This window comes from Lentzea rhizosphaerae (assembly GCF_042649515.1).
Taxonomy (GTDB): domain Bacteria; phylum Actinomycetota; class Actinomycetes; order Mycobacteriales; family Pseudonocardiaceae; genus Lentzea; species Lentzea aerocolonigenes.
In genome coordinates, this window is sequence record NZ_JBHRZI010000003.1 from 124952 (window position 1) to 147008 (window position 22057).

Here is a 22057-nt window from a genome sequence, read left to right on the forward strand (position 1 = left end):
ATAACCGGGCGGAAGGAGGAGATGCCCGATGACTCAGACCCTGGTCGTGATCGGCAACGGCATGGTCGGCCACCGGCTCGTCGAGATCCTTCGTGACTCGTCCTGGCGGATCGTGGTTTTCGGCGAGGAGGCTCGCCCGGCGTACGACCGGGTGGCGCTCTCGTCCTATGTGGACACGTGGAGCTCTGCCGACCTGGAGTTGCCGCCGCTGACGGGCTGTGAGCTCCGTCTTGGTGAGAAGGCGGTGTCGGTCGACCGGGAACGTCGTGTCGTGGTGGGCGCGTCCGGCATCGAGGTGACGTACGACGCGCTGGTGCTCGCCACCGGTTCCGTGCCGTTCGTGCCGCCGGTGCCCGGTCGCGACCTGCCCGGATGTCACGTCTACCGGACGATCGACGACCTCGACGACATTCGTGCGACGGTGAAGGCCGCCGACCGTCCCGGCCGGCACTCCGGCATGGTGCTCGGCGGTGGTCTGCTCGGCCTGGAGGCCGCCAACGCGTTGCGCGGCATGGGAGTGTCGCCGCACGTCGTGGAGCTGGCGCCGCGGTTGATGCCGATCCAGGTGGACGAAGGCGGTGCGGGACTGCTGAAGCGGCTGGTCGAGAAGCTCGACCTGACCGTGCACACCGGCACCTCCGCGTCCTCGATCGAGCGCGACGGTTCGCGGTTGATCGCCAAGCTGGCGAATGGTCTCGAGCTCGACCTCGACGTCGTGGTGTTCAGCGCGGGCATCAGGCCGCGCACGGACCTCGACCTGGGGCTGGAGCTCGGCCCGCGCGGCGGGTACCTGGTCGACGCCGCCTGCCGGACCGCCGACCCGCGCGTGTACGCGATCGGCGAGTGCGCGGCCGTCGAAGGTGTGGCGTACGGGCTCGTGGCTCCCGGTTACTCGATGGCCGAGGTCGTCGCGGACCAGCTCTCCGGTGGTACCAAGGTGTTCCCCGGCGCGGACCTGTCGACGAAGCTGAAGCTGCTCGGTGTGGACGTGGCGTCGTTCGGTGACGCGCACGCCACCACCGAGGGTGCGCTGGAAGTCGTCGTGAACAACGCCGTCGCGGGCACGTACAGCAAGCTCGTGGTGTCGGACGACGCTCGCACGCTGCTGGGTGGTGTGCTCGTCGGTGACGCTTCGTCGTACCTGTCGCTGCGGCCGTTGGTGGGCAAGGAAGTTCCTGCCGCGCTGCTGCAGCCCGGCGGGGCCGTCGACGTTGAAATGCCTGCCGACGCGCAGGTCTGCTCCTGCCACGCCGTCACCAAGCAGACGATCACCGACGCGATCCAGTCCGGTGTGGCGTGTGACGTCGCCGAGCTGAAGGCGTGCACCAAGGCGGGTACGGGCTGCGGTTCGTGCGTGCCGATGCTGAAGAAGCTGCTGACCGACTGCGGTGTCGAGCAGTCCAAGGCGCTGTGCGAGCACTTCACCCACTCGCGGGCGGAGCTGTTCGAGATCGTCCGTGCGACTCGGATCACCACGTTCACGGCGTTGGTCGAGAAGCACGGCACCGGTCGCGGCTGCGACATCTGCAAGCCCGCCGTGGCCTCGATCCTGGCGTCGCTGAACAACGGGCACATCCTCGGCGAGGCGCAGGTCTCGTTGCAGGACACCAACGACAGGTTCCTGGCGAACCTGCAGCGCAACGGCACGTACTCGGTCGTGCCGCGCATCCCCGGCGGTGAGATCACGCCGGAGAAGCTGATCGTCATCGGTGAGGTGGCGCGCGACTTCGGGCTCTACACGAAGATCACCGGTGGTCAGCGCATCGACCTGTTCGGTGCGACGGTCGACCAGCTGCCGCAGATCTGGCGCCGGCTGGTGGACGCGGGCTTCGAGTCGGGTCACGCGTACGGCAAGGCGTTGCGCACGGTGAAGTCCTGTGTCGGCACGACCTGGTGCCGTTACGGCGTGCAGGACTCCGTCGGTCTCGCGATCGAGCTGGAACTGCGCTACCGCGGCCTGCGGTCGCCGCACAAGCTCAAGTCGGCCGTCTCGGGCTGTGCCCGCGAGTGCGCCGAGGCCCGCGGCAAGGACTTCGGTGTGATCGCCACCGAGAACGGCTGGAACCTCTACGTGGGCGGCAACGGCGGCTTCACGCCGCGCCACGCGGACCTGCTGGTGTCCGATGTGGACACCGAGACGCTGATCAAGGTCATCGACCGGTTCCTGATGTTCTACATCCGCACGGCGGACCGGTTGCAGCGCACCTCGGCGTGGCTGGAAGGGCTCGACGGCGGGCTCGACCACCTGCGCGAGGTCGTGGTCGACGACAAGCTCGGCATCTGCGACGACCTGGAAGCGGCCATGGCGGCGCACGTCGAGGACTACGCCGACGAGTGGCGCGGTGTGCTCGAAGACCCGGAGAAGCTCGCGCGGTTCACGTCGTTCGTCAACGCGCCGGGCACGCCCGACCCCACGATCTCGTTCCGCGCTGAGCGTGGTCAGCGCGTTCCCGTCCAGCTCGGCATTCCGGAGGTCGTCAGGTGACCGTTGTCTGTGACTTCGAGGTGTTGCGTCCGGAACAGGGCGTCGCGGCGTTGCTGCCCGACGGCACACAGGTCGCGGTGTTCCTGACCGCGGACGGTTCCCTGCACGCGTTGGACAACATCGACCCGTTCAGCGGCGCCGCGGTGCTGTCGCGCGGCATCGTGGGCGACCGCGGTGGCGTTCCCGTTGTGGTGTCACCGGTCTACAAGCAGGCGTTCGAGCTCGCGACCGGCAAGTGCCTGGACGAGCCCGAGGTTTCGGTTGCCGTGCATGGCGTGCGCGTGCGTGACGGTGTCGTGGAGCTGACATGACCGGACCGCTGGCGGGCTTCACGATCGGTGTGACCGCGGCCCGCCGCGCCGACGAGTTCGGCGCCCTGCTGGAACGCAAGGGTGCCACCGTCATCCACGGCCCGGCCATCCGGATAGTGCCGTTGCCCGACGACGCCGAACTGCACGCCGCCACCCAGCACCTGGTGTCCACGCCGATCGACGTGGTGGTCGCCACCACCGGGATCGGGTTCCGCGGCTGGTTCGAGGCCGCGGAGGGCTGGGGCCTGGCAGGCCGCCTGCACCGCGCGCTGGAGAACGCCGTGGTGCTGCCCCGCGGCCCGAAGGCGAAGGGCGCCGTGCGAGCGGCGGGCCTGGTCGAAACGTGGTCGCCGTCGTCGGAGTCGAACGCCGAGCTCCTGCAGTACCTGTTGCGAATGGGCGTGTCCGGCAAGCGGGTGGCGATCCAGCTGCACGGCGAACCGTTGCCGGACTTCGTGAACACGCTGATCGCGGCCGGCGCCGACGTGGTGGAGATCCCGGTCTACCGCTGGATGCCGCCCGCGGACACCGGCCCGTTGCACCGCCTGCTGGACGCGGTGCTGGCGGGCCAGGTGGACGCGCTGACGTTCACCAGCGCCCCGGCGGCCACCTCGGTGCTGCGCGAGGCGGGCGACCGTCACGCGGACCTGGTGTCGGTGCTGCGCCGAGACGTCCTCGTGGTCGGCGTCGGCGCCATCACCGCGGGCCCGCTGGTGGCCGCGGGCATCCCGGTCGTGCAGCCCGCGCGGGCCCGGATCGGTTCGATGGCACGGGAACTGGCTCTGGAGCTGCCTTCGCGCGCCACCCGGTTGCGAATCGCGTCCAAGGACATGGAGATGCGGGCGCAGGCGGTGGTGATCGACGGCGAGCTGCGCCGCGTGGCCCCGGCCCCGATGGCCGTGCTGCGAACCTTGGTGGCGGCGCGCGGACGTGTCGTGTCGCGCCAGGACCTGTTGGCGGCCTTGCCTTCCGGCGGCGAGGAGCACGCGGTCGAGACGGCGATCGGCAGGCTGCGGACGGCGCTGGGCTCGCCGCAGATGGTGTGCACGGTTGTGAAGCGCGGATATCGACTCGCCATGGAGCCCGCATGAAGCTTGTACTGGCCTTCCACGGCACGCGTGATCCCCGCGGTGCCCTGGTGTGTGAAGAGATCGCTTCGCTGGTGCGTTCGTCGGTGGACGTTCCGGTCGAGGTCGCCTACGCCGATGTGCGGCAGCCGGACGTACGGTCCGTCGTGGACGGTCCGGCTGTGGTGGTTCCCGCCTTTTTGGCTGCCGGGTACCACGTTCGTGTGGACATCCCGCAGCAGATCGGGTCGCGCCCGGACGTCGTGGTGACGCCGCCGTTGGGTGTGGACGCGGTGGCGGCGGTTCGGGATCGGTTGCGGGAAGCAGGTTTCCGCCGCGGCGACGCAGTTGTGCTCGCCGCGGCGGGTTCGTCTGATGTTCGTGCTTTGGCGGATGTTCGGCGGGCTGCTGGGTTGTTGGGGACTTCGGCGGTCGGGTATGTGGCTACTGCTACGCCGCGTGTGGGTGATGTGGTGGCTGAGGTTCGGGAACGGCGTGGGATGCGAGGGCGTCGGGTTGCCGTTGCCTCGTGGCTCCTGGCACCCGGGGTGTTCCACGGGTCGCTGGCCGAGTGCGGTGCAGACTTGGTTTCTGGGCCGATCGGGGCGCATCCTCTGGTGGTCGATGTGTTGGTGCGCAGGTATTACGAGGCTCGGGCTGTGTTGCTGCAATCTGCGTGAGTGAGCGTTGCAGGTGCGCAGGTCCTGACGAGCTTTGGTTGCGTCATCGCCGCTTCGCGACGATCGCGATTGGGGCTTGACTTCGGGGCCCTTGCGAGGCGCTGCATCGGGCGTAAAAGGGCAGATGCTTCGCACCCGTCCGATCCGCGAAACGGTAGCACCTCGCTCCCAAAGTCAAGCTCCATCGCAAGCGTGCGTGGTTGCGTCGGGTTGTTCGGCCTACGTCATTACCGCTTGCCCGATGACGCATAGCCCTGTCCGGCTCGCCGTCGCCTGCGCTGCGGCGCGAGTGGTCACTTTGCGGGTCGCCTCGGTGATCACCGTGTTGCGTTGTCGGGTCGGCGTGCCTTGCCGCGCAGCCCTCCCCGCGCCAGCGGCTACCAGAGGCCCTGCTCTTCTTCCTTGCGCGCGTCCTCCCACCGGTACTCGCGCAGGTTCACCTTGCCGTCCAGGTTCGGCACCCCCTCCTCGTGCAAAAGCTGCAACTGAGTGTCGCGGAGATGGGGAGCGCACGTGCCGTCGGCCTTGAGGACGCGTTGCCACGGCAGGTCGTGGCCGTCCTCGTTGAGGATGCGGCCTACCAGCCGTGGCGACGGGGCCTTGGCGAGATCTGCGATGTCGCCGTACGTGGCGACACGTCCGCGGGGGATGGATTTGATGGTGTCGCGGACTCGCTCGTGGATCTCTTCGTCCATCCCCCGAGTCTAGCTAGATGCTTCCAGCCCAGGAGGCGACTACGGCGTGGTAGTCGGGGGCGTTCGGGGCGTAGTTGATGGAGTGGCCGTAGCCGTTCAGGACGTAGGTGTCCAGGCGCGGTACGGACGGGAAGAACTGGCCCTCGTCGGCCTTCAGGGCGGCGGGGGAGGAGCAGTCGCTGCCCATCAGCGGGAGGCCTGCGCTGCAGAAGTGCGTGTCGTTGCCGACCACGATGAGGACGGGAACGGTGATGTTGCGGGAGATCGGGATGATGACTGTGTTGAGCAGGATGGTGTCCACGGCTTCTGTTGCGGAGAAGACGTCCTTCGTGGACTCGTCGAACGAGATCGCGCCGGGGACCAGCGGGCCCGGTTTGTGGAACGCGTTGTAGCGGGTGTCCGGCATCGTCGTGAGGTAGCCGAGGTCGAGGCCTGCCGGGATCATGTTGGCCAGCACCGGGACGACGGTTATGTAGTTCATCTTGTGCGTGAAGCCGGTGACCAGGACGCCGTCCACGTCGCGGTAGGTGCCTGCTTCGATCATGGCCATCGCCGAGCCGATGGAGTGGCCGGCGACGATCACCTTGGAGAAGCGGGGTTTCAGCGACGCGATGACCTGGTGGACTGCGCTTGCCTGGGTTGAGGCGGTGACGAACGTGCTCAGGGGCTTGGAGCTCAGGCCGGTGCCCAGGCGGTCCAGGGCCAGGGTGGCGAAGCCCGCGTTGTTCTGGGCTCGGGTGAACGAGTGGGTCGAGGGTTCGAAGCCGACGTCCCAGTACGTCCTGTCGTAGGTGCCGCCGGGGATCAGGACCTGGACCGTGGTGGCGCCGTCGGGGACGCACAGCCTGCCGGCCATGGTCTCGAGCGATGTCACCAGCGGGGTCAACCCGATTCGGACGGGGTAGCTGACGTTCTGGCAGGAAACGGCGGCGGAGGCGGGCAGCGGAGCTAGCAGGGTTCCGGTTGCCAGCAGAGCCGCGGCGCACAGCCTGCGGAAACGCATGGTGGAACGACCTCCAACTTAGTTGTTGCGGGGGACGGTCTTCATCAGCAGGCCGTCTGGGTACGGGGCGGACGTGAACTTCACGCGCGCCGGACGGGTGGGGACGAGTCGCCAGCGCGTCGCGACGGTCGCGAGGGTGATGACGATCTCCGTGTGGGCGAAGGTGTTGCCCAGGCACTGGCGGGTGCCGCCGCCGAACGGGACGTACGCGCCGCGTGGGAGGGAAGCGGTGAACTCCGGTGTCCAGCGGTTGGGCGAGAAGCGGTCCGGGTCCGGGAAGAAGCGCGGGTCGTGGTGCAGCGCGTGCGGGCTCACGATCACCTCGGTGCCCGCGGGCAACGTGACGTCGCCCAGCTGGACTTCGACGAGGGTTCGGCGCATCACGAACCAGATCGGGTACTTCCGCAAGGTTTCCTGCACGACCTGGGCGGTGTAGGTCAACGAGCTCACGTCGGCGAACGTGACCTGGCGGTCGCCGACCACCGAGTCGACCTCTTCGTGTAATCGGCGTTCGATCTCGGGGTTCAGGCCCACCTCGTACAGCGCCCAGGCCAGTGCGATCGCGGTGGTCTCGATGCCGGCGGTCAGCAGCGTCAGGACCTCGTCGTACACCTGCTGGTCCGTCATGCCGACGCCGTCCTCCTGCGCCAGCAGCAACATCGACAGCACGTCGCCGTGGTCGGTGCCGTCCGCGCGCCAGCTCTCGATCACTTGCAGCACAACGGCTTTCATGCGGGCGATCGCGGCGTCGAACTCCCGGTTGCCCGGCAGCGGGAGCTTCTCGACGAACGACGGGGACAGCGCGCGGATCATGCCCTGCTGGATCACCGTGAAGATCGAGCGGCGGACCTCCTCGACCGCGCGTTCTCCCATCTCCGCCGAGAAGAGCGCCTCGCCGACGATGGTGACCGCGAGCTCCTGCATGTCGTTCTCGATGACGCGAATCTCGCCTGGCCGCCACCTCTCAACCAGCGCAGAAGCAGCACGAGCCATCGTCGAGGCATACGCTTGGATCCGTTCCCGATGGAACGCCGGCTGCATCATCCGGCGCTGTCGCAGGTGGTGTTCGCCGTTCGACAGCAGCAGTCCCGTCCCCAGGTACGGCTGGAACTTGTCGAACATCGCGCCCTTGCGGAACTTCGAGCCTTGGGAGACAAGAACTTCGTGGGTCAGCGCCGGACTGGTGACGAAGTACGCGCGCAACGGGCCGAGGTCGAGGCGCACCACGTCACCGTGCTCGTGCAACGCGTCGGTGAACCCGGCGCGCCGGGTGAGCATCGCCGGGGTGTGCCCGAGTAACGGCCAGCGGCGGGGAGCCACCGGGACGGGCATTCGGACTCCTGGGGAGTTGGGCCGAATGGGGACGGACCACCCTAGGAGCCGTTTGGGGGAAGACGACAGTGCCTGATCGGGTGGTTCCGCATCACTCTGTTGGTTCAGTGTGCACGCCGCTCGGGTGACTAAGCTCGTGCGTCTTCCCCCGATCGCCACGAAACCGAAGAGGTGCTTCCCGTGGCAGAGACCCAGGACTGGGTGCCGCTCGGTATCGACACCAACGTGCCGAGCATGGCCCGCGTCTACGACTACATCCTCGGCGGCGCCCACAACTTCGCCGCCGACCGGCAGGTCGGTTCCCAGATCGAGAAGCTGGTCCCCGGCCTGCCCAGCGTCGCCAGACTCAACCGGCGGTTCCTCGGCCGCGCGGTGAACTTCCTGATGGACCAGGGAGTTCGCCAGTTCCTCGACATCGGTTCCGGCATCCCGACCGTCGCGAACGTGCACGAGGTGGCGCAGGAACGCGACCCGTCGGCCAGGATCGTCTACGTCGACAAGGACCCCGTCGCCGTCGCGCACAGCCAGTTGATGCTGTCCGGCAACGACAACGCCGCCATCGTCCAGGCCGACATGCGCGACCCGGAGGGCGTGCTGGCGAGTCCCGAGGTGAGGCAGCTGCTGCGCTTCGACGAGCCGATCGGGCTGTTGATGCTGCTCATGCTGCACTGGGTGCCGGACGAGGACAGCCCCGAGAAGCTCGTCGCGCACTACCGGGACGCGCTGCCCGCCGGCAGCTTCATCGTGATGACGCACGTGGCCAAGGACCAGATCGACGAGAAGGTCGACCAGGCCGCCGAGGTCGTGAACCGCAGCAAGAGCGCCGACCAGATGCACATGCGCACGCACGACCAGGTCAGCGCGTTGTTCGACGGGTTCGAGCTGGTCGAACCGGGTCTCGTCGGCTGCGGGGAGTGGCGTCCGGACGGTCCGGGGGACTTCGCGGACGAGGCGTCCATGAACATGTTCCTGTACGCCGGGGTCGGTCGTAAGGGATAAAACCACACTGTAGTGTCGGAGGTTCACACTGTCGGCGCAGCGTGCGTCGACTGCCGGTAGGTAAACTGCCGGACACTCTCCAACCCATACAGGGCAACGGGAATGACGAATCCGAGCCGAAGACCCGATGCCGCTCCACCGCCGGACCACGCCGCCGTCCGCGCGCGAGAAGCCTTGTCGCGCAAGTGGAGCTACCTGCTCAGCAGCGTCATCGTCGTCGCGCTGAGCAGAGACGAGCTGGACGCCGAGCTGGGCGGCCAGCTCGGCGTGTTGTGCGCGGCGCTGCACAGCGAGCCGTTCGACCCTGCTCCGTTCGAGGAGGTGGGCGAGCGACTCGTCGCTCTCGGCTACGTCAACGAGCCCGGACTCCGGCGCACCGTCGACGTGCTGGGCAAGGGCCTGCTCGCGCTGGAGGAGTTCCAGGAGATCGAGCACTTCCCGGTGCGCGTCGTCGGTGGCCTCGGCGCGCTCGCCGCGGGGTTCTCGCTGGCACGCGGCCGTTCGATCCTGGACCAGCAGGAGAGCATGCAGCGCTCGCTGCTCAAGGCCGCCCGTGACGCGCAGTGGGACCAGCGGCAGAGCGAGGCCAAGTTCGCGGGCATCGCGATCTCGTCGACGAACGGCATCCTGATCGTCGGACTCGACGGCAGGATCGTGTGGGCGAACGAGGCGATCGGCGAGATCATCGGCCGCCGGCCAGAGCCGGGCGTCCGGCTCATGGAGCTGATCGCGCCGAACTCGGTCGTGGCGTTCCGCGAGATGATGGAGAAGGTCCTCGCCGAACGCGACGAGTTCGAGCGCGAGCCGATCCAGTTGCTGCGCGGCGAGGACGACCTGGCCAAGGTGACGCTGACCGCGTCCCTGCTGCGCGACGGCGACGACAAGCCGAGCCACGTGCTCGTGGTCGCCGACGACGCCACGGAACTCGCGCTCCTGCAAGGAGAACTGCGCAGGCAGTCGCTGCACGACGTGCTGACGGGCCTGCCGAACAGGCAGTTCTTCACCACGCACCTGGAAACCGTGCTGCGCCGCGCCGACCCCGAGTTCGGCGTGACCCTCTTCCACCTGGACCTCGACGCGTTCGGCCTGGTGTGCAACAGCCTCGGCGGCCGCGTCGGCGAGAAGCTGCTGCAGCACGTGGCGCGCAGGCTGCGGGCGTTGATGTCCCACGAGCAGGCGATGGTCGCACGGTTCGACGGCGACGAGTTCGGCATCGTCGTGGAGAACACCGAGACCACACCGGACATCGCGACGATCATGACCGCGATCAACGCCGACCTGGCCGAACCGATCTTCGTGGACGAGCACGGGCTCGCGGTCTCGGTGAGCGCGGGCGTGGTCCACCGGCCGTCACCCGACGTCGAGCCCACGGAACTGCTGCGCATGGCGGACCTCGCGTTGCGGCAGGCCAAGAAGGACCAGCGCGGCCAATGGGAGTTGTTCCACAGCAACCAGGACACCGAACGCAGGCGCGACCACGCGCTCGCCGTCGTGATGCCCGGCGCGTGGGAACAGGGCGACATCGGCGTCTGCTACCAGCCCGTGCGCGTGCTCGCGACCGGTGAGCTCGCCGGCGTCGAGGCCGTGCTGCACTGGGACCTCTCCGACCGGTGCGCCGAGCTCGCCGACCAGACAGGACTGATCCTGCCGATGGGCGAGTGGCTGATCAGGATCGCGACCGGCCAGGCGCAGTGGTGGCGGCAGCGCGGTGAGCTCGACGCGCAGTTCGGCGTCCGGCTCACCCGGCACCAGGCGACCGACGCGGACCTGGTGTCCCGCGTGTCGAAGGTGCTGGAGGAGACCGGGATGCCGCACGACCGGCTGACGCTGTGCATGCCGGTCGGCGTGCTGGGCGTGGCCGACGCGGCGGAGAACCTGAACACGCTGGCGGACACGGGCATCCGGATCGCGCTCGAGGACTTCGGCCTCGGCCCGCGGGACCTGGCGTGGCTCTCGGAGCTGCCGATCGTGTCCGTCTGCGTGCCGAAGGACCTGGTGCACCGCCAGGACCCTCGTTCGATCGCGCTGGTCTCCGCCGTGCACGAGTTGGGCGTGAACATCTGCGTCGACGGCATCGAGACCGCGGAGCAGGCGAAGTGGTGGACGGAAGCGGGCGCCGACCTCGCGATCGGCGCCCACTTCGGTTCACCCGAAGCCGCGGGTGACCTGCTGAAGAACCTCTAGATGCTGCGCTGCCACGCGACGACCGCCGCGTGGTAGGCGTCCGAGTTCGGCGCGAAGTTGAAGCAGTGCCCGTACCCGGTGAGCACGAACGCGTCCAACCGCGGTGCCTGCGGGTAGAACGGCCTTTCGGACGCCACCAGCCCCTCGGCGGACGAGCAGTCGGCGCCGAGCGGCGGAGTGCCGCAGAAGTAGTCCGCTGACGTGAGGACGTTCATCACGGGCGCGTTGATGCCACGGCTGGCAGGGATCACGACGTTGTTCATGAGAATGGTGGTGACGGCCTCACTGGACGCGAACACGTCCTTTGTGGACTCGTCGTAGTCGATCACTGCGGGGTTCACCGCGCCGGGGGCGTGGAACATGCCGTAACGGGCGCCCGGTGCGGTGGTCAGGTAGCCGGGGTCCAGGCCGAGCCTGCTCAGTTTCGGATCGAGCGTGACCGGGATGGCGTTGGCCAGCGCGGGCACCACCCTGGTGTAGTCCCACTGGTTGGCCATGCCGGTGACCAGCACGCCGTCGACGTCGTGGTACGTGCCGGCCTCGGCGATCGCGACGCCGGAGCCGATGGAGTGGCCTCCGACGAGCACCTTCTGGAAGCGGGGGCGCAGGCTCTGAACGACGTGGTGCACCGCTTCCGCCTGGGCCTGGGTGCTGATCAGGACACTCAGCGGTTTGCTGCTCCTGCCGGTGCCGATCCGGTCCACCGCCATGGTGGCGATGCCCGCGTTGTTCATCGCCAGCCGGATCGAGCGGACTTCGGGGTCGACGGGGATGTCCCAGTACGCGCTCGTGTACGAGCCACCGGCGACGAGAACCTGGACGGTCGTCGCGCCGTGCGGCACGCAGAGCTTGCCGTACATGGTCTGCTCGGTGAGCCCGAAGCGCACCGGGGTGTAGACGTCCTGGCAAGTGGTCTGGGTCGCGTTCGCGGGAGTGGGCGCCGTGACGAGCAACGTGAGCATTGCGGCGGCACAGAGCCGGCGGAGACGCATCGGGGAACAACCTCCAACTAACGGCGGACGGCCTTCATCAGAAGGTCGACGGGGTAGACGGCGTTGGTGAACTTGGTGCGAACCGGCTGGACGGGGACCAGCCGGTAGCGGCGGCAGACGGTTGCCACCGCGATGACGATCTCGGTCAGCGCGAAGTGGTTTCCGATGCACTGGTGGACGCCCCCGCCGAACGGGACGAACGCGCCCTTCGGCAGCTGCTTCGCACGTCCGGGGACCCAGCGGTCCGGGTCGAACCGTTCCGGATCCGGGTACTGGGCGGGGTCGTGGTGCATCGCGTGTGGGCTGAGGATCAGCTCGGTGCCAGGTGCCAGCAGGACACCGCCCAGGTCCACCTCTTCCAGGGTGCGGCGCATGAGCAGCCAGAGCGGGTACTTCCTGAGGACCTCGTGCGCCACTTGGCCCACGTAGGTCAGCTCGGGCACGTCGTCGAACGTCACCGGGCGTCCTGCCAGCACCTCGTCGACCTCGGCCAGCACCCGCCGCTCGACCTCAGGATTCGCGGCGATCTCGTGGAAGATCCAGGCGAGCGCCAGTGCCGTGGTCTCGATCCCGGCGGTGAGCAGCGTGATCACCTCGTCGAAGACCTGCTGGTCGGTCATCGGTTCGCCGGTCTCGTCGTCCCTCGCCAGCATCAGCGTCGACAACAGGTCTCCGTGGTCGGCGTCATCGGCACGGCGGCTGGCGATGACGTCCTGCACGATCGTGCGCATCCTGGCGATGGCGGCGTCGAACTCCCGGTTGGCTCGGATGGGCAGCTTCTCGACGAATCCGGGCGAGAGCGCGCGCACCATGCCGTTCTTGATGATCACGAAGATCGACCGGCGGGCTTCGTCGATCGCGTGTCTGCCGATCTCGGTGGAGAACAGCGACTCGCCGACGATCGTGACGGCGAGGGCCTGCGTGTCCTCCTCGACCCGCCGCACCTCGTCCGGCCGCCACCGGTCCACCAGGTCTCGTGCCGCCTGAGCCATGATCTCGGCGTAACCGGCGATCCGGTCGCGGTGGAACGCCGGCTGCATCATCCGGCGCTGCCTCAGGTGGAAGGAGCCGTTCGACATCGCGAGCCCGTTGCCGATGAACGGGCGGAACTTGTCGAACATCCTGCCTTTGTTGAACTTCGACGCGTCGGTGACCAGCACCTGATGCGTCAACTGCGGGCTCGTCACGAAAAAAGTTCGCATCGGGCCGAGCTGTACTTCAACGAGATCGCCCTGACGTCGTAAATTCGAGGTGAACTCGAATCTTTTGAGCAACATCGGCAGGGTGTGCCCGAGAAATGGCAGCCTGCCGGGCGCCACCGGGACGGACATCATCACTCCTCGCGAGTGGAAAGAGATGGACCACAATAGGAGTCATTCGGGTGAGCCTGACAGTGCCCGATCGGGTGGCATGTGTTCACACCGACGGATCAGCGCTATCTGCTCTGCCGGGTGACTAAGCTTGTGCGTCCTCAACCTGAAGAGGTGGTTGCCGTGCCCGTCGAGCAGAGCTGGGTTCCGCAGAGCGTGGACGTGTCGGTGCCGAGTGCGGCCCGTGTCTACGACTACATGTTGGGTGGCGCGCACAACTTCGCCGTGGACCGTCAGATGGGCGAGAAGCTCGAGAGTGTGATGCCGCACGCGCGCAGTGCCGCGAGGATCAACCGGGCGTTCCTCGGTCGTGCGGTGCGGTTCATGGTCGACGAGGGCGTGCGCCAGTTCCTGGACATCGGCTCCGGTATTCCGACCGTGTCCAACGTGCACCAGGTCGCACAGGCTGTGGCGCCCGAGTGCCGTGTGCTCTACGTCGACCGGGATCCGGTGGCCGTCGCGCACAGCGAGCTGATCCTCGCGGGTGTCGAGGGCACCGGCGTGCTGCAAGCCGACCTGCGTGATCCGGAGAGCATCCTGGAGAGTCCTGTGGCGCGCCGGGTGTTGAACTTCGACGAGCCGATCGGTGTCCTGATGCTGTTCATGGTGCACTGGGTGCCCACGGAAGCGGACCCGTGGGGGCTGCTGAAGCACTATCGCGAGGCTCTGCCGAGCGGTAGTTACCTGGCGATCTCGCATCTCACCGGTGAGCACGAGAACGCGGGTGCGAAGGCCGCAGCGGTCAGGATGAACCAGGCGGGCGGTGACCAGGTCGTCGAGCGCGGCCGGGACGAGATCCTCGCGTTCTTCGGAGACTTCGAACTGGCCGAGCCGGGACTGGTCGGATTCGCTGAATGGCGAACCTCCGGCCCCGGCGACATTTCCGTTGATCCGACCATGAACAGGATCGCGTTCGCAGGGGTTGCGCGCAAACCATAGAGAATCCCCATCGAGTGGGACCGATTCACCCTGCCGGTCGACCGGACGCTGACTGTTCGTGGGTAAACTGCCGGGCAATCTGAGCCCATGGTGAGGCAGCACCGAATGCCCAAACCGAGTCGAATACCAGGCGCGTCGCCACCGCCCGAGGACAATGCCCGGGCGCGGCTGACGCTTGCTCGCACTTGGTCATATCGGCTGCTCAGCACGGTCGCGATTCCGATGGGCAGCAATGATCTCGACGCGGAACTGAGCGGTCGGCTCGACGCGTTGTGCGCGATGCTGCACGAGGAACCGTTCACCACAGCGTCCGTCGAACAGGCCGGCGCGGATCTCGCGCGCCTCGGGCACCTCGGCCGGGAGGGCCTGAAGTGCACCGCGGAGGTGCTCGGCAAGGGGTTGCTCGCGCTGCCGGAGTTCCAGCCCGTCGAGCGGTACGCGGAACGGGTCGTGCTCGCGATGGGCGCGCTCGGTGCCGGTTTCACCGCCGCGAACACCGAGTCGGTGCTCACGCAGCAGGAGGGCATGCAGCGGTCGTTGCTGAAGGCGGTGCGCGACGCGAACTGGAACCTCAGGGAGAGCGAGGCCCGGTTCAACGAGGTTGTCACGTCGTCGACCAACGGCGTGCTGATCGTCGACCTCGAAGGCAGGCTGCTGCGGACCAACGCGGCGACCGGTGACATCCTCGGGTACGCCCAGGAGGAGCTCGTCGGGGTGCCGCTGCTCGATCTCATCGCTCCCGGCTTCGCCGAGATGCTGCGCAACGCGATGGCCGAACTGGTCGACGGTGCGGTGGAGCGGGTCAGCCAGTCGCAGCGGATGGTGCGCAAGGACGGTGAGATGGCGCAGCTGACGCTGACCGCGTCGCTGCTGCGTGGTGCCGACGACGCGCCTGCCCACTTCGTCGTGGTGGTGGAGGACGGTACGGAACTGGCGCTGCTGCAAGGTGAGCTGAAGCGACAGTCGTTGCACGACGTGCTGACCGGGCTTCCGAATCGCCAGTTCTTCACCACGCAGCTGGAGATCGCGCTGCGGAACGCGGACTCCGAGCACGGCGTCACGGTCTTCCACCTGGACCTCGACGCGTTCGGCATGGTCTGCAACGGCTTCGACGGCCGCGTTGCCGAACGGTTGCTGCAGCACGTCACCCAGCGGCTGCAAGTTCTGCTGGCGGGCGAGAAGGCGATGATCGCCCGGCTCGGCGGTGACGAGTTCGGCGTCCTGATCGAGAACACGGCGGCCACGCCGAGCATCGGCGTGATCATGAAGAGCATCAACGACGACCTGCTCGAACCGGCCTATGTGGACGGTCGTGGTCTCGCGGCGTCCGTGAGTGCGGGTGTCGTGCACCGGCCGGACCCCGCCTGGGAACCGGGTGATCTGATGCGCGCGGCGGAACGAGTGCTGCGCAAGGCCAAGAAGGGCAGACGTGGGCAGTGGGAGCTGTTCCACGCCGGCCAGGACGCCGAGGACCGCCGCAACGACGCGGTGGCCGTGGAGATGCCGGGTGCGTGGGAGAACGGCGAGATCGTCGTGCGGTACCGCCCGGTGGTGCGCCTTGCCGACGGTGAGATCGGCGGCGTCGAGGCGGTGCTGCACTGGGATCGGCCGGATGCCGGCCCGCTGGAGCACGACTGCTGCGTGGAGCTGGCCGAGGCGACCGGGTTGATCCTGCCGCTCGGCGAGTGGTTGCTGCGGGTCGCGGCAGGCCAGGCGGCGTGGTGGCGGCAGCGCGGGCAGTTCGACCGGCCGCTCGTCGTGCGGCTCACCGCGCACCAGTCGGCCGACGCTGATCTGGTCTCACGTGTGGTGGGAGTGCTCGAGGAAACCGGACTCCCGCCCGACCGGCTGATGGTCAGCATGCCCAGCCCGGTTCTGCCGATGGCCGACGCGGCCGACAACTTCACGGTGCTCGACCGCATCGGCGTCCTGACCGCGATCGACGACTTCGGGCTCGGCCCGCGGGATCTGGCGTGGCTCTCGGAGCTGCCGGTGAGGTCGGTGCTGGTGCCGCCGGACCTGACGCGGAGTCAGGACTCCCGTTTCGCCGCGCTGGTCCCGGCCGTGCACGAGTCGGGTGTGCGGATCTGCGTGGACGGCATCGAGACCGCCGACCAGGCGAAGTGGTGGACGGAAGAGGGCGCCGACCTCGCGATCGGCGCCCACCTCGGACTTCCGCTGGACGCGGGAGACTTCCTGAAGAAGCTCTAGTAGTGCGTTCTCACTGTGCCGTGTCCGCCAGTTGGCTGTACTCGGCGGCGAATGCAATCGTCCTGCTGATCACGCCAACTATCACCAACTTCGCAGGTAGAGGCACTACTAGGACCTGTATCGAAGCCAAGCGGGTCAGGCACATACTTTTGGCGCGAAAAGCACGTTCGGGCCATCTATCGGCCCGAACGTGCTTTTCGCGCCAAACAGCAGGCGCTCGGTGCCGGCTTCGACACAGGCTCTAAACGCTGCGCTGCCAGGTGACGACCGCGTCGTGGTAGCCGGCCGAGTCGGGCGCGAAGTTGAAGCAGTGGCCGTAGCCGGTGAGGACGAACGCGTCGACCCGCGGTGCCTGCGCGTAGAACGGCCTTTCGGACGCCGCCAGCGCTTCGGAGGACGAGCAGTCGGAACCGAGCGGCGGGGTGCCGCAGAAGTAGTCGGACGGCGTCTGGACGCTCATCACCGGCGCGGTGATGGCGCGACTGGCCGGGATCACGATGTTCACCATCAGCGGCGTCGTGATCAGTTCACCCGCCGCGAAAACGTCCTTTGTGGACTCGTCGTAGTCGACGACGGCCGGGTTCAGCGCACCCGGCTTGTGGAACGAGTTGTAGCGGGATCCCGGCATCGTCGTCAGGTAGCCGGGATCCAGGCCGAGCCTGCTCAACCGCGGGTCGAGCGTGACCGGGATCGAGCCGGCGATCGCGGGCAACGCCTTGACGTGGTCCCACTGGTTGGTCATGCCGGTGACGAGCACCCCGTCGACGTCGCGGTACGTGGCCGCCTCGGCGATCGCGACCACGGAGCCGAGGGAGTGGCCGCCGATGAGCACCTTCTGGAACTGCGAGCGCATCCGCTGGACCACCTTGTGCACCGCGTCGGCCTGGCTCGGGACGGTGACGAGCGCGCTCAGCGGCCTGGTGCTCCTGCCGGTGCCGATCCGGTCCACCGTCATGGTGGCGATGCCGGCGTGGTTCATCGCGAGCCGGACGGAACGGACCTCGGGGTCGAGCGGGATGTCCCAGTACGCACTGGTGTAGGTGGCGCCGGGAACGAGGATCTGGACCGTGGTCGCGCCCCGGGGGACGCACAGCTTGCCGTACATGGTCTGCTGGACGAGGCCGGAGCTCACCGGTGTGTAGACGTCCTGGCAGGTTGTCTCGACCGCGTTCGCGGGAGTCGGCACGGGGACGAACAAGGCGAGCACTGCGACGGCACAGAGCCGACGGAGACGCATGTGAGAACAACCTCCGGCTAACGGGGAACGACCTTCATCATGAGGTCGATGGGGTACACGGCGTTGGTGAACTTGGTGCGCACGGGCCGGTCGGGGACGAGCCGGTAGCGCGAGCAGACGGTCGCCACCGCGATGACGATCTCGGTCAGCGCGAAGTGGTTCCCGATGCACTGGTGGATCCCGCCGCCGAACGGGACGAACGCGCCCTTGGGCAGTTGGCGGGCGCGTTCGGGGGTCCAGCGGTCGGGGTCGAAGCGCTCGGGATCGGGGTAGTGCTGGGGGTTGTGGTGCATGGCGTGCGGGCTGATGATCAGCTCGGTGCCGGGCGGCAGGTGGACGCCGCCCAGGTCCACCTCCTCCACGACGCGGCGCATGAGGAGCCAGAGCGGGTACTTGCGCAGGACCTCGGTGGCGACCTGACCGACGTAGGTCAGCTTCGGCACGTCGTCGAACGTCACCGGACGGCCGGACAGCACCTCGTCGATCTCGGTCAGCACCCGCTGCTCCACCGCGGGATCGGCGGCGATCTCGTGGAAGATCCACGCCAGCGCCAGCGCGGTGGTCTCGATGCCGGCCGACAGCAGGGTGATGACCTCGTCGAAGACCTGCTGGTCGGTCATCGGTTCGCCGGCCTCGTCCCTGGCCAGCATCAGCGTCGACAGCAGGTCGCCGTGATCGGTGCCGTCGGCCCGCCAGCTCGCGATGACCTCCTGCACGATCGCGCGCATCCGGGCGATCGCCGCGTCGAACTCGCGGTTGGCCGGGATGGGCAGCTTCTCGACGAACCCCGGTGAGAGCGCGCGCACGATGCCCTTCTCGACGATCGTGGAGATCGAGCGGCGCGCCTCGTCGATCGCGCGCTCGCCGATCTCGGTCGAGAACAGCGCCTCGCCGACGATCGTGATCGCGAGGCCCTGCATGTCCTCTTCGATTCGCCGCACCTCATCGGGCCGCCAGTCGTCCACCAGTTCCCGCGTCGCGCGGATCATGGTGTTCGCGTAGCCCGCGATCCGGTCGCGGTGGAACGCCGGCTGCATCATCCGGCGCTGGCGCAGGTGGAAGGCTCCGTTCGACATCGCGAGCCCGTTGCCCATGAACGGCCGGAACTTGTCGAACATCCGCCCTTTGTGGAACTTGGGTGCGTCGGTGACCAGCACCTGGTGCATCAGCTGGGGGCTTGCCACGAACAACGTGCGCATCGGCCCGAGATAGATTTCGACCAGATCACCTTGAGCACGTAAATTCGAGGTGAATTGGAATCTTTTCCGCAACATCGGCAGAGTGTGCCCGAGAAATGGCAGCCTGCCGGGCGCCACCGGGACAGACATCATCGCTCCTCGCGACGTGGAAAGAGAAAGCCAACCCTAGGAGTCATTCGGCCCACAGTGACAGTGCCCGATCGGGTGGCGTGTGTTCACACGTGCGGACCAGCCGTGCGTCCGTCATGCCTGCCTAAGCTTGTGCGTCCGCAACCTGAAGAGGTGGTCGCCGTGGCCGACGAGAAGAGCTGGGTTCCGCAGAGCGTGGACGTCTCCGTGCCGAGCGCGGCGAGGCTGTACGACTACATGCTCGGGGGTGCGCACAACTTCGCGGTCGACCGCCTGGCGGGTGACCAGATGGAGGCCGTGATGCCGCACGCGCGCAGTGCGGCCAGGGTGAACCGGGCGTTCCTCGGCCGCGCGGTGCGGTTCATGGTCGACCAGGGCATACGTCAGTTCCTGGACATCGGTTCCGGCATTCCCACCGTGGCCAACGTGCACGAGGTCGCCCAGGAGGAAGCTCCGGAGTGCCGTGTCGTGTACGTCGACCGCGATCCGGTGGCCGTCGCGCACAGCGAGCTGATCCTCGCCGGCAACGACCGCGTCCGCGTGCTGCAGGCCGACCTGAGGGATCCGGACAGCATCCTGAACAGCCCGGAAGCGCGTCTGCTGGACTTCGACCAGCCGATCGGCGTGTTGATGCTTCTGATGCTGCACTGGGTGCCGACGGAGTTCGATCCGTGGGGGCTGTTGAAGCACTACCGCGAGGCGCTGCCTAGCGGGAGCTACCTGGCGATCACGCACTTCGCCGACGACCACGACTACGAGCCCGTCAAGATCGCGGCCGCGAACATCAACAAGGCGGGCGGGGACCAGGCGGTCGAACGCAGCCGGGACGAGATCGCCGCGTTCTTCGGTGATTTCGAGCTGGTGGAGCCGGGACTCGTCAAATTCGCCGAATGGCGACCCTCCGGACCGGGGGACATGTCCACCGATCCGGCGATCAACCGGCTCGCGTACGCTGGGGTCGCACGCAAGCCATAGAGAATCTCGATCGAGCGACGTTGATTCACACTGCCGGTCGAGAAGAAACCAACACTCCGTGGGTAAGATGCCGGGCATCTGAGCCCATTGCGAGGCAGTCCTGAGATGGTCAACCCGAGCCGCATTTCAGATGTCACGCCCTCGCCCGAGGACATCGCCAGGGCGCGGCTGACGCTTGCCAGGACGTGGTCGTACCGCCTGCTCGAAACCGTGGCCATCCCGATGGGACGCGACCTCCTCGACGAGGAACTGAGCACCCGGCTGGACGCGCTGTGCGCGATGCTGCACGAGGAGACGTTCGTCGCCGGCGCGGCGGAGCAGGCCGGTGCGGAGCTGGCGAACCTGGGGTACCTCGGGCACCTCGGGCTGCGGTGCACCGCGGAGGTGCTGGGCAAGGGGCTGGTCGCCCTGCCGGAGTGCCGGCCCGTCAGCCGGTACGCGGAACGGATCGCGCTCCTGATCGGCGCGTTCGCGAGCGGCTTCACCAAGGCCAACACCGAGTCCGTGCTGGCACAGCAGGAAAGCCTGCAGAAGTCGTTGCTGAAGGCGGTGCGCGACGCGAACTGGAACCTCAAGGAGAGCGAGGCCCGGTTCAACGAGGTCGTGACGTCGTCGACCAACGGCGTGCTGATCGTCGACCTCGAAGGACGGCTGCTCAGGACGAACGCGGCGGTGGGCGACATCCTCGGGTACGCCCAGGACGAGCTCATCGGCGTGCCGCTGCTCGATCTCATCGCGCCCGGCTTCGCCGAGATGCTGGGCAAGGCGATGAAGGAGCTGATCAACGGCAGCGCCGAGCGGATCAGGCAGTCGCAGCGGATGGTGCGCGAGGACGGTGAGCCCGCGCGGCTCTCGCTCACGATCTCGTTGCTGCGCGGCGCGGACGACGGGCCCAGCCACTTCGTCGTCACGCTCGAGGACGGCACCGAGCTGGAGCTGTTGCAGAGCGAGCTCAAGCGGCAGTCGTTGCACGACGTGCTGACCGGACTGCCGAACCGGCAGTTCTTCACCACGCAGCTGGAGATCGCGGTGCGCAACGCGGACCCCGAGCACGGTGTCACGATCTTCCACCTGGACCTCGACGCGTTCGGCATGGTGCGCAACAGTTTCGGCGGCCGGGTCGCGGAGCGGTTCCTGCAGCACGTCGCGCAGCGGCTCAGGGTGGTGCTGGCCGGTGAGCAGGCCATGATCGCCCGGTTCGACGGCGACGAGTTCGGCGTGCTCGTGGAGAACACGGCGACCACGCCGGGCATCGGCGCGATCATGAAGAGCATCAACGACGAGCTGCTCGAACCGACCTATGTGGACGGTCACGGGCTCGCGGTGTCGGTGAGCGCGGGCGTGGTGCACCGGCCCGCGGTGGACGCCGAACCTGTCGACCTGCTGCGTGCCGCGGACACCGCGTTGCGCCGGGCCAAGGTGCGCAGACGCGGGCAGTGGGAGGTGTTCCACCCCGGTCAGGACGCCGAGGACCGTCGCGACCACGCGATGGCCGTGACGATGCCGGGCGCGTGGGAGAACGGCGAGATCACCGTGCGGTACCGCCCGCTCGTGCGGCTGGCCGACGGAGAGATCACCGGCGTCGAGGCGGCCCTGCGCTGGGACCGGCCGGACGCCGGCCCGCTGGAGCACGACCGCTGTGCGGAGCTGGCCGAGGCGACCGGGTTGATCCTGCCGCTCGGCGAGTGGCTGCTGCGCGTCGCTGGAGGGCAGACGGTGTGGTGGCGGCAGCGCGGGCAGTTCGACCGGTCGCTCGTCGTGCGGCTCACCGCGCACCAGTCGACCGACGCGGACCTCGTGTCACGCGTGGTGGGAGTGCTCGAGGAGACCGGGCTGGCGGTGCAGGACCTGGCGGTCAGCATGCCGGCCGAGGTGCTGCCGGTGACCGATGCGGCCGACAACCTCGCCGTGCTCGCGGGGCTCGGCGTGCACGTGGGGATCGACGACTTCGGGCTCGGGCCGCTGGATCCGGCGTCCGTGCCGGAGCTGCCGGTCCGGTCGGTGCGGGTGGCGCGCAGTCTGGTCGCGCGCCGATCCCCTTACGTGACGGCGTTGCTGCCGTTGGTGCGCGAGGCCGGCATCACGGTCGCGGTCGACGGGATCAACAGCGAGGAGCAGGCGCAGTGGTGGCGTGAGGCGGGAGCGGACTTCGGGACCGGCGACCACTTCGGCGCGGCGGGGACGTCGGGCGACTTCCTGAAGAGGCTGGAGCCCCGGTGACCGGACGGGGTCTCCGGTCACATCCGGTC

Annotated in this window: 17 protein-coding genes; 10 read left to right on the forward strand and 7 right to left on the reverse strand. The window is 68.0% G+C overall.

The annotated features are described in order from the left end of the window. Positions 1-28: 28 nt before the first annotated feature. Genes nirB through ACFOWZ_RS01100 form a run of 4 tightly spaced genes read left to right on the forward strand, consistent with a single transcriptional unit; the run spans position 29 to position 4543 of the window. Positions 29-2485 (forward strand): nitrite reductase large subunit NirB, encoded by a 2457-nt coding sequence (gene nirB, locus ACFOWZ_RS01085; protein ID WP_382367246.1) that lies wholly within the window; start codon positions 29-31, stop codon positions 2483-2485. Beyond that, positions 2482-2796: a nitrite reductase small subunit NirD gene (gene nirD / locus ACFOWZ_RS01090; RefSeq protein WP_030472727.1), complete on the forward strand. Its 315-nt coding sequence runs from the start codon at positions 2482-2484 to the stop codon at positions 2794-2796. The genes nirB and nirD overlap by 4 nt, the downstream gene beginning before the upstream one ends. Further along, a complete protein-coding gene (locus ACFOWZ_RS01095; RefSeq protein WP_382367248.1) occupies positions 2793-3887 on the forward strand; it encodes a uroporphyrinogen-III synthase in 1095 nt (364 codons plus the stop codon). Before nirD ends, ACFOWZ_RS01095 begins: the two co-directional genes overlap by 4 nt. After that, positions 3884-4543 carry a sirohydrochlorin chelatase gene (locus tag ACFOWZ_RS01100; RefSeq protein WP_382367250.1) on the forward strand — a complete coding sequence of 220 codons (660 nt, stop codon included), beginning with the start codon at positions 3884-3886 and terminating at the stop codon, positions 4541-4543. Before ACFOWZ_RS01095 ends, ACFOWZ_RS01100 begins: the two co-directional genes overlap by 4 nt. A gap of 377 nt (positions 4544-4920) precedes the next feature. Here the strand turns inward: ACFOWZ_RS01100 and ACFOWZ_RS01105 are convergent, their stop codons facing one another. From ACFOWZ_RS01105 to ACFOWZ_RS01115, 3 genes are read right to left on the reverse strand one after another with little or no spacing between them, the layout of a single operon-like run. Beyond that, entirely contained in the window at positions 4921-5238 is a 318-nt protein-coding gene (locus ACFOWZ_RS01105; protein WP_382367252.1) for an MGMT family protein, read from the reverse strand. Between the two features lie 13 nt (positions 5239-5251). Continuing rightward, positions 5252-6241 (reverse strand): alpha/beta hydrolase, encoded by a 990-nt coding sequence (locus ACFOWZ_RS01110; RefSeq protein ID WP_382367254.1) that lies wholly within the window; start codon positions 6239-6241, stop codon positions 5252-5254. An 18-nt stretch (positions 6242-6259) separates the two neighbouring features. After that, positions 6260-7573 carry a cytochrome P450 gene (locus tag ACFOWZ_RS01115; RefSeq protein ID WP_382367256.1) on the reverse strand — a complete coding sequence of 438 codons (1314 nt, stop codon included), beginning with the start codon at positions 7571-7573 and terminating at the stop codon, positions 6260-6262. 180 nt (positions 7574-7753) lie between these two features. On the opposite strand from ACFOWZ_RS01115, the gene ACFOWZ_RS01120 reads away from it, so the two are divergent. Together ACFOWZ_RS01120 and ACFOWZ_RS01125 are read left to right on the forward strand one after the other, a co-directional pair. Then, positions 7754-8572, forward strand: a complete 819-nt coding sequence (locus ACFOWZ_RS01120) for an SAM-dependent methyltransferase (RefSeq protein ID WP_382367258.1) — start codon at positions 7754-7756, stop codon at positions 8570-8572. 102 nt (positions 8573-8674) lie between these two features. Beyond that, positions 8675-10756: a putative bifunctional diguanylate cyclase/phosphodiesterase gene (locus tag ACFOWZ_RS01125; RefSeq protein WP_382367260.1), complete on the forward strand. Its 2082-nt coding sequence runs from the start codon at positions 8675-8677 to the stop codon at positions 10754-10756. On the opposite strand, the gene ACFOWZ_RS01130 is transcribed toward ACFOWZ_RS01125, so the two are convergent. After that, positions 10753-11748, reverse strand: a complete 996-nt coding sequence (locus ACFOWZ_RS01130) for an alpha/beta hydrolase (protein ID WP_382367262.1) — start codon at positions 11746-11748, stop codon at positions 10753-10755. The two genes, ACFOWZ_RS01125 and ACFOWZ_RS01130, sit on opposite strands and share 4 nt — an antisense overlap. Before the next feature lie 17 nt (positions 11749-11765). Next, the gene (locus ACFOWZ_RS01135; RefSeq protein WP_382367264.1) at positions 11766-13079 is read right to left on the reverse strand and encodes a cytochrome P450; all 1314 of its coding nucleotides are present in this window, start codon (positions 13077-13079) and stop codon (positions 11766-11768) included. A gap of 162 nt (positions 13080-13241) precedes the next feature. On the opposite strand from ACFOWZ_RS01135, the gene ACFOWZ_RS01140 reads away from it, so the two are divergent. Together ACFOWZ_RS01140 and ACFOWZ_RS01145 are read left to right on the forward strand one after the other, a co-directional pair. Then, the gene (locus tag ACFOWZ_RS01140) at positions 13242-14057 is read left to right on the forward strand and encodes an SAM-dependent methyltransferase (RefSeq protein WP_382367266.1); all 816 of its coding nucleotides are present in this window, start codon (positions 13242-13244) and stop codon (positions 14055-14057) included. A 222-nt stretch (positions 14058-14279) separates the two neighbouring features. Further along, a complete protein-coding gene (locus ACFOWZ_RS01145; protein ID WP_382367268.1) occupies positions 14280-16268 on the forward strand; it encodes a putative bifunctional diguanylate cyclase/phosphodiesterase in 1989 nt (662 codons plus the stop codon). A 241-nt stretch (positions 16269-16509) separates the two neighbouring features. Here the strand turns inward: ACFOWZ_RS01145 and ACFOWZ_RS01150 are convergent, their stop codons facing one another. Beyond that, a complete protein-coding gene (locus ACFOWZ_RS01150) occupies positions 16510-17505 on the reverse strand; it encodes an alpha/beta hydrolase (protein ID WP_382367270.1) in 996 nt (331 codons plus the stop codon). A gap of 17 nt (positions 17506-17522) precedes the next feature. After that, positions 17523-18833, reverse strand: a complete 1311-nt coding sequence (locus ACFOWZ_RS01155) for a cytochrome P450 (RefSeq protein WP_382367272.1) — start codon at positions 18831-18833, stop codon at positions 17523-17525. 162 nt (positions 18834-18995) lie between these two features. Here ACFOWZ_RS01155 and ACFOWZ_RS01160 point away from each other — a divergent pair, with 162 nt between their 5' ends. Both ACFOWZ_RS01160 and ACFOWZ_RS01165 read left to right on the forward strand, forming a co-directional pair. Further along, on the forward strand, positions 18996-19808 hold the full coding sequence (locus ACFOWZ_RS01160) for an SAM-dependent methyltransferase (protein WP_382367274.1): 813 nt from the start codon (positions 18996-18998) through the stop codon (positions 19806-19808). Between the two features lie 105 nt (positions 19809-19913). Then, positions 19914-22028, forward strand: a complete 2115-nt coding sequence (locus ACFOWZ_RS01165) for a putative bifunctional diguanylate cyclase/phosphodiesterase (protein WP_382367276.1) — start codon at positions 19914-19916, stop codon at positions 22026-22028. Positions 22029-22057: the final 29 nt, after the last annotated feature.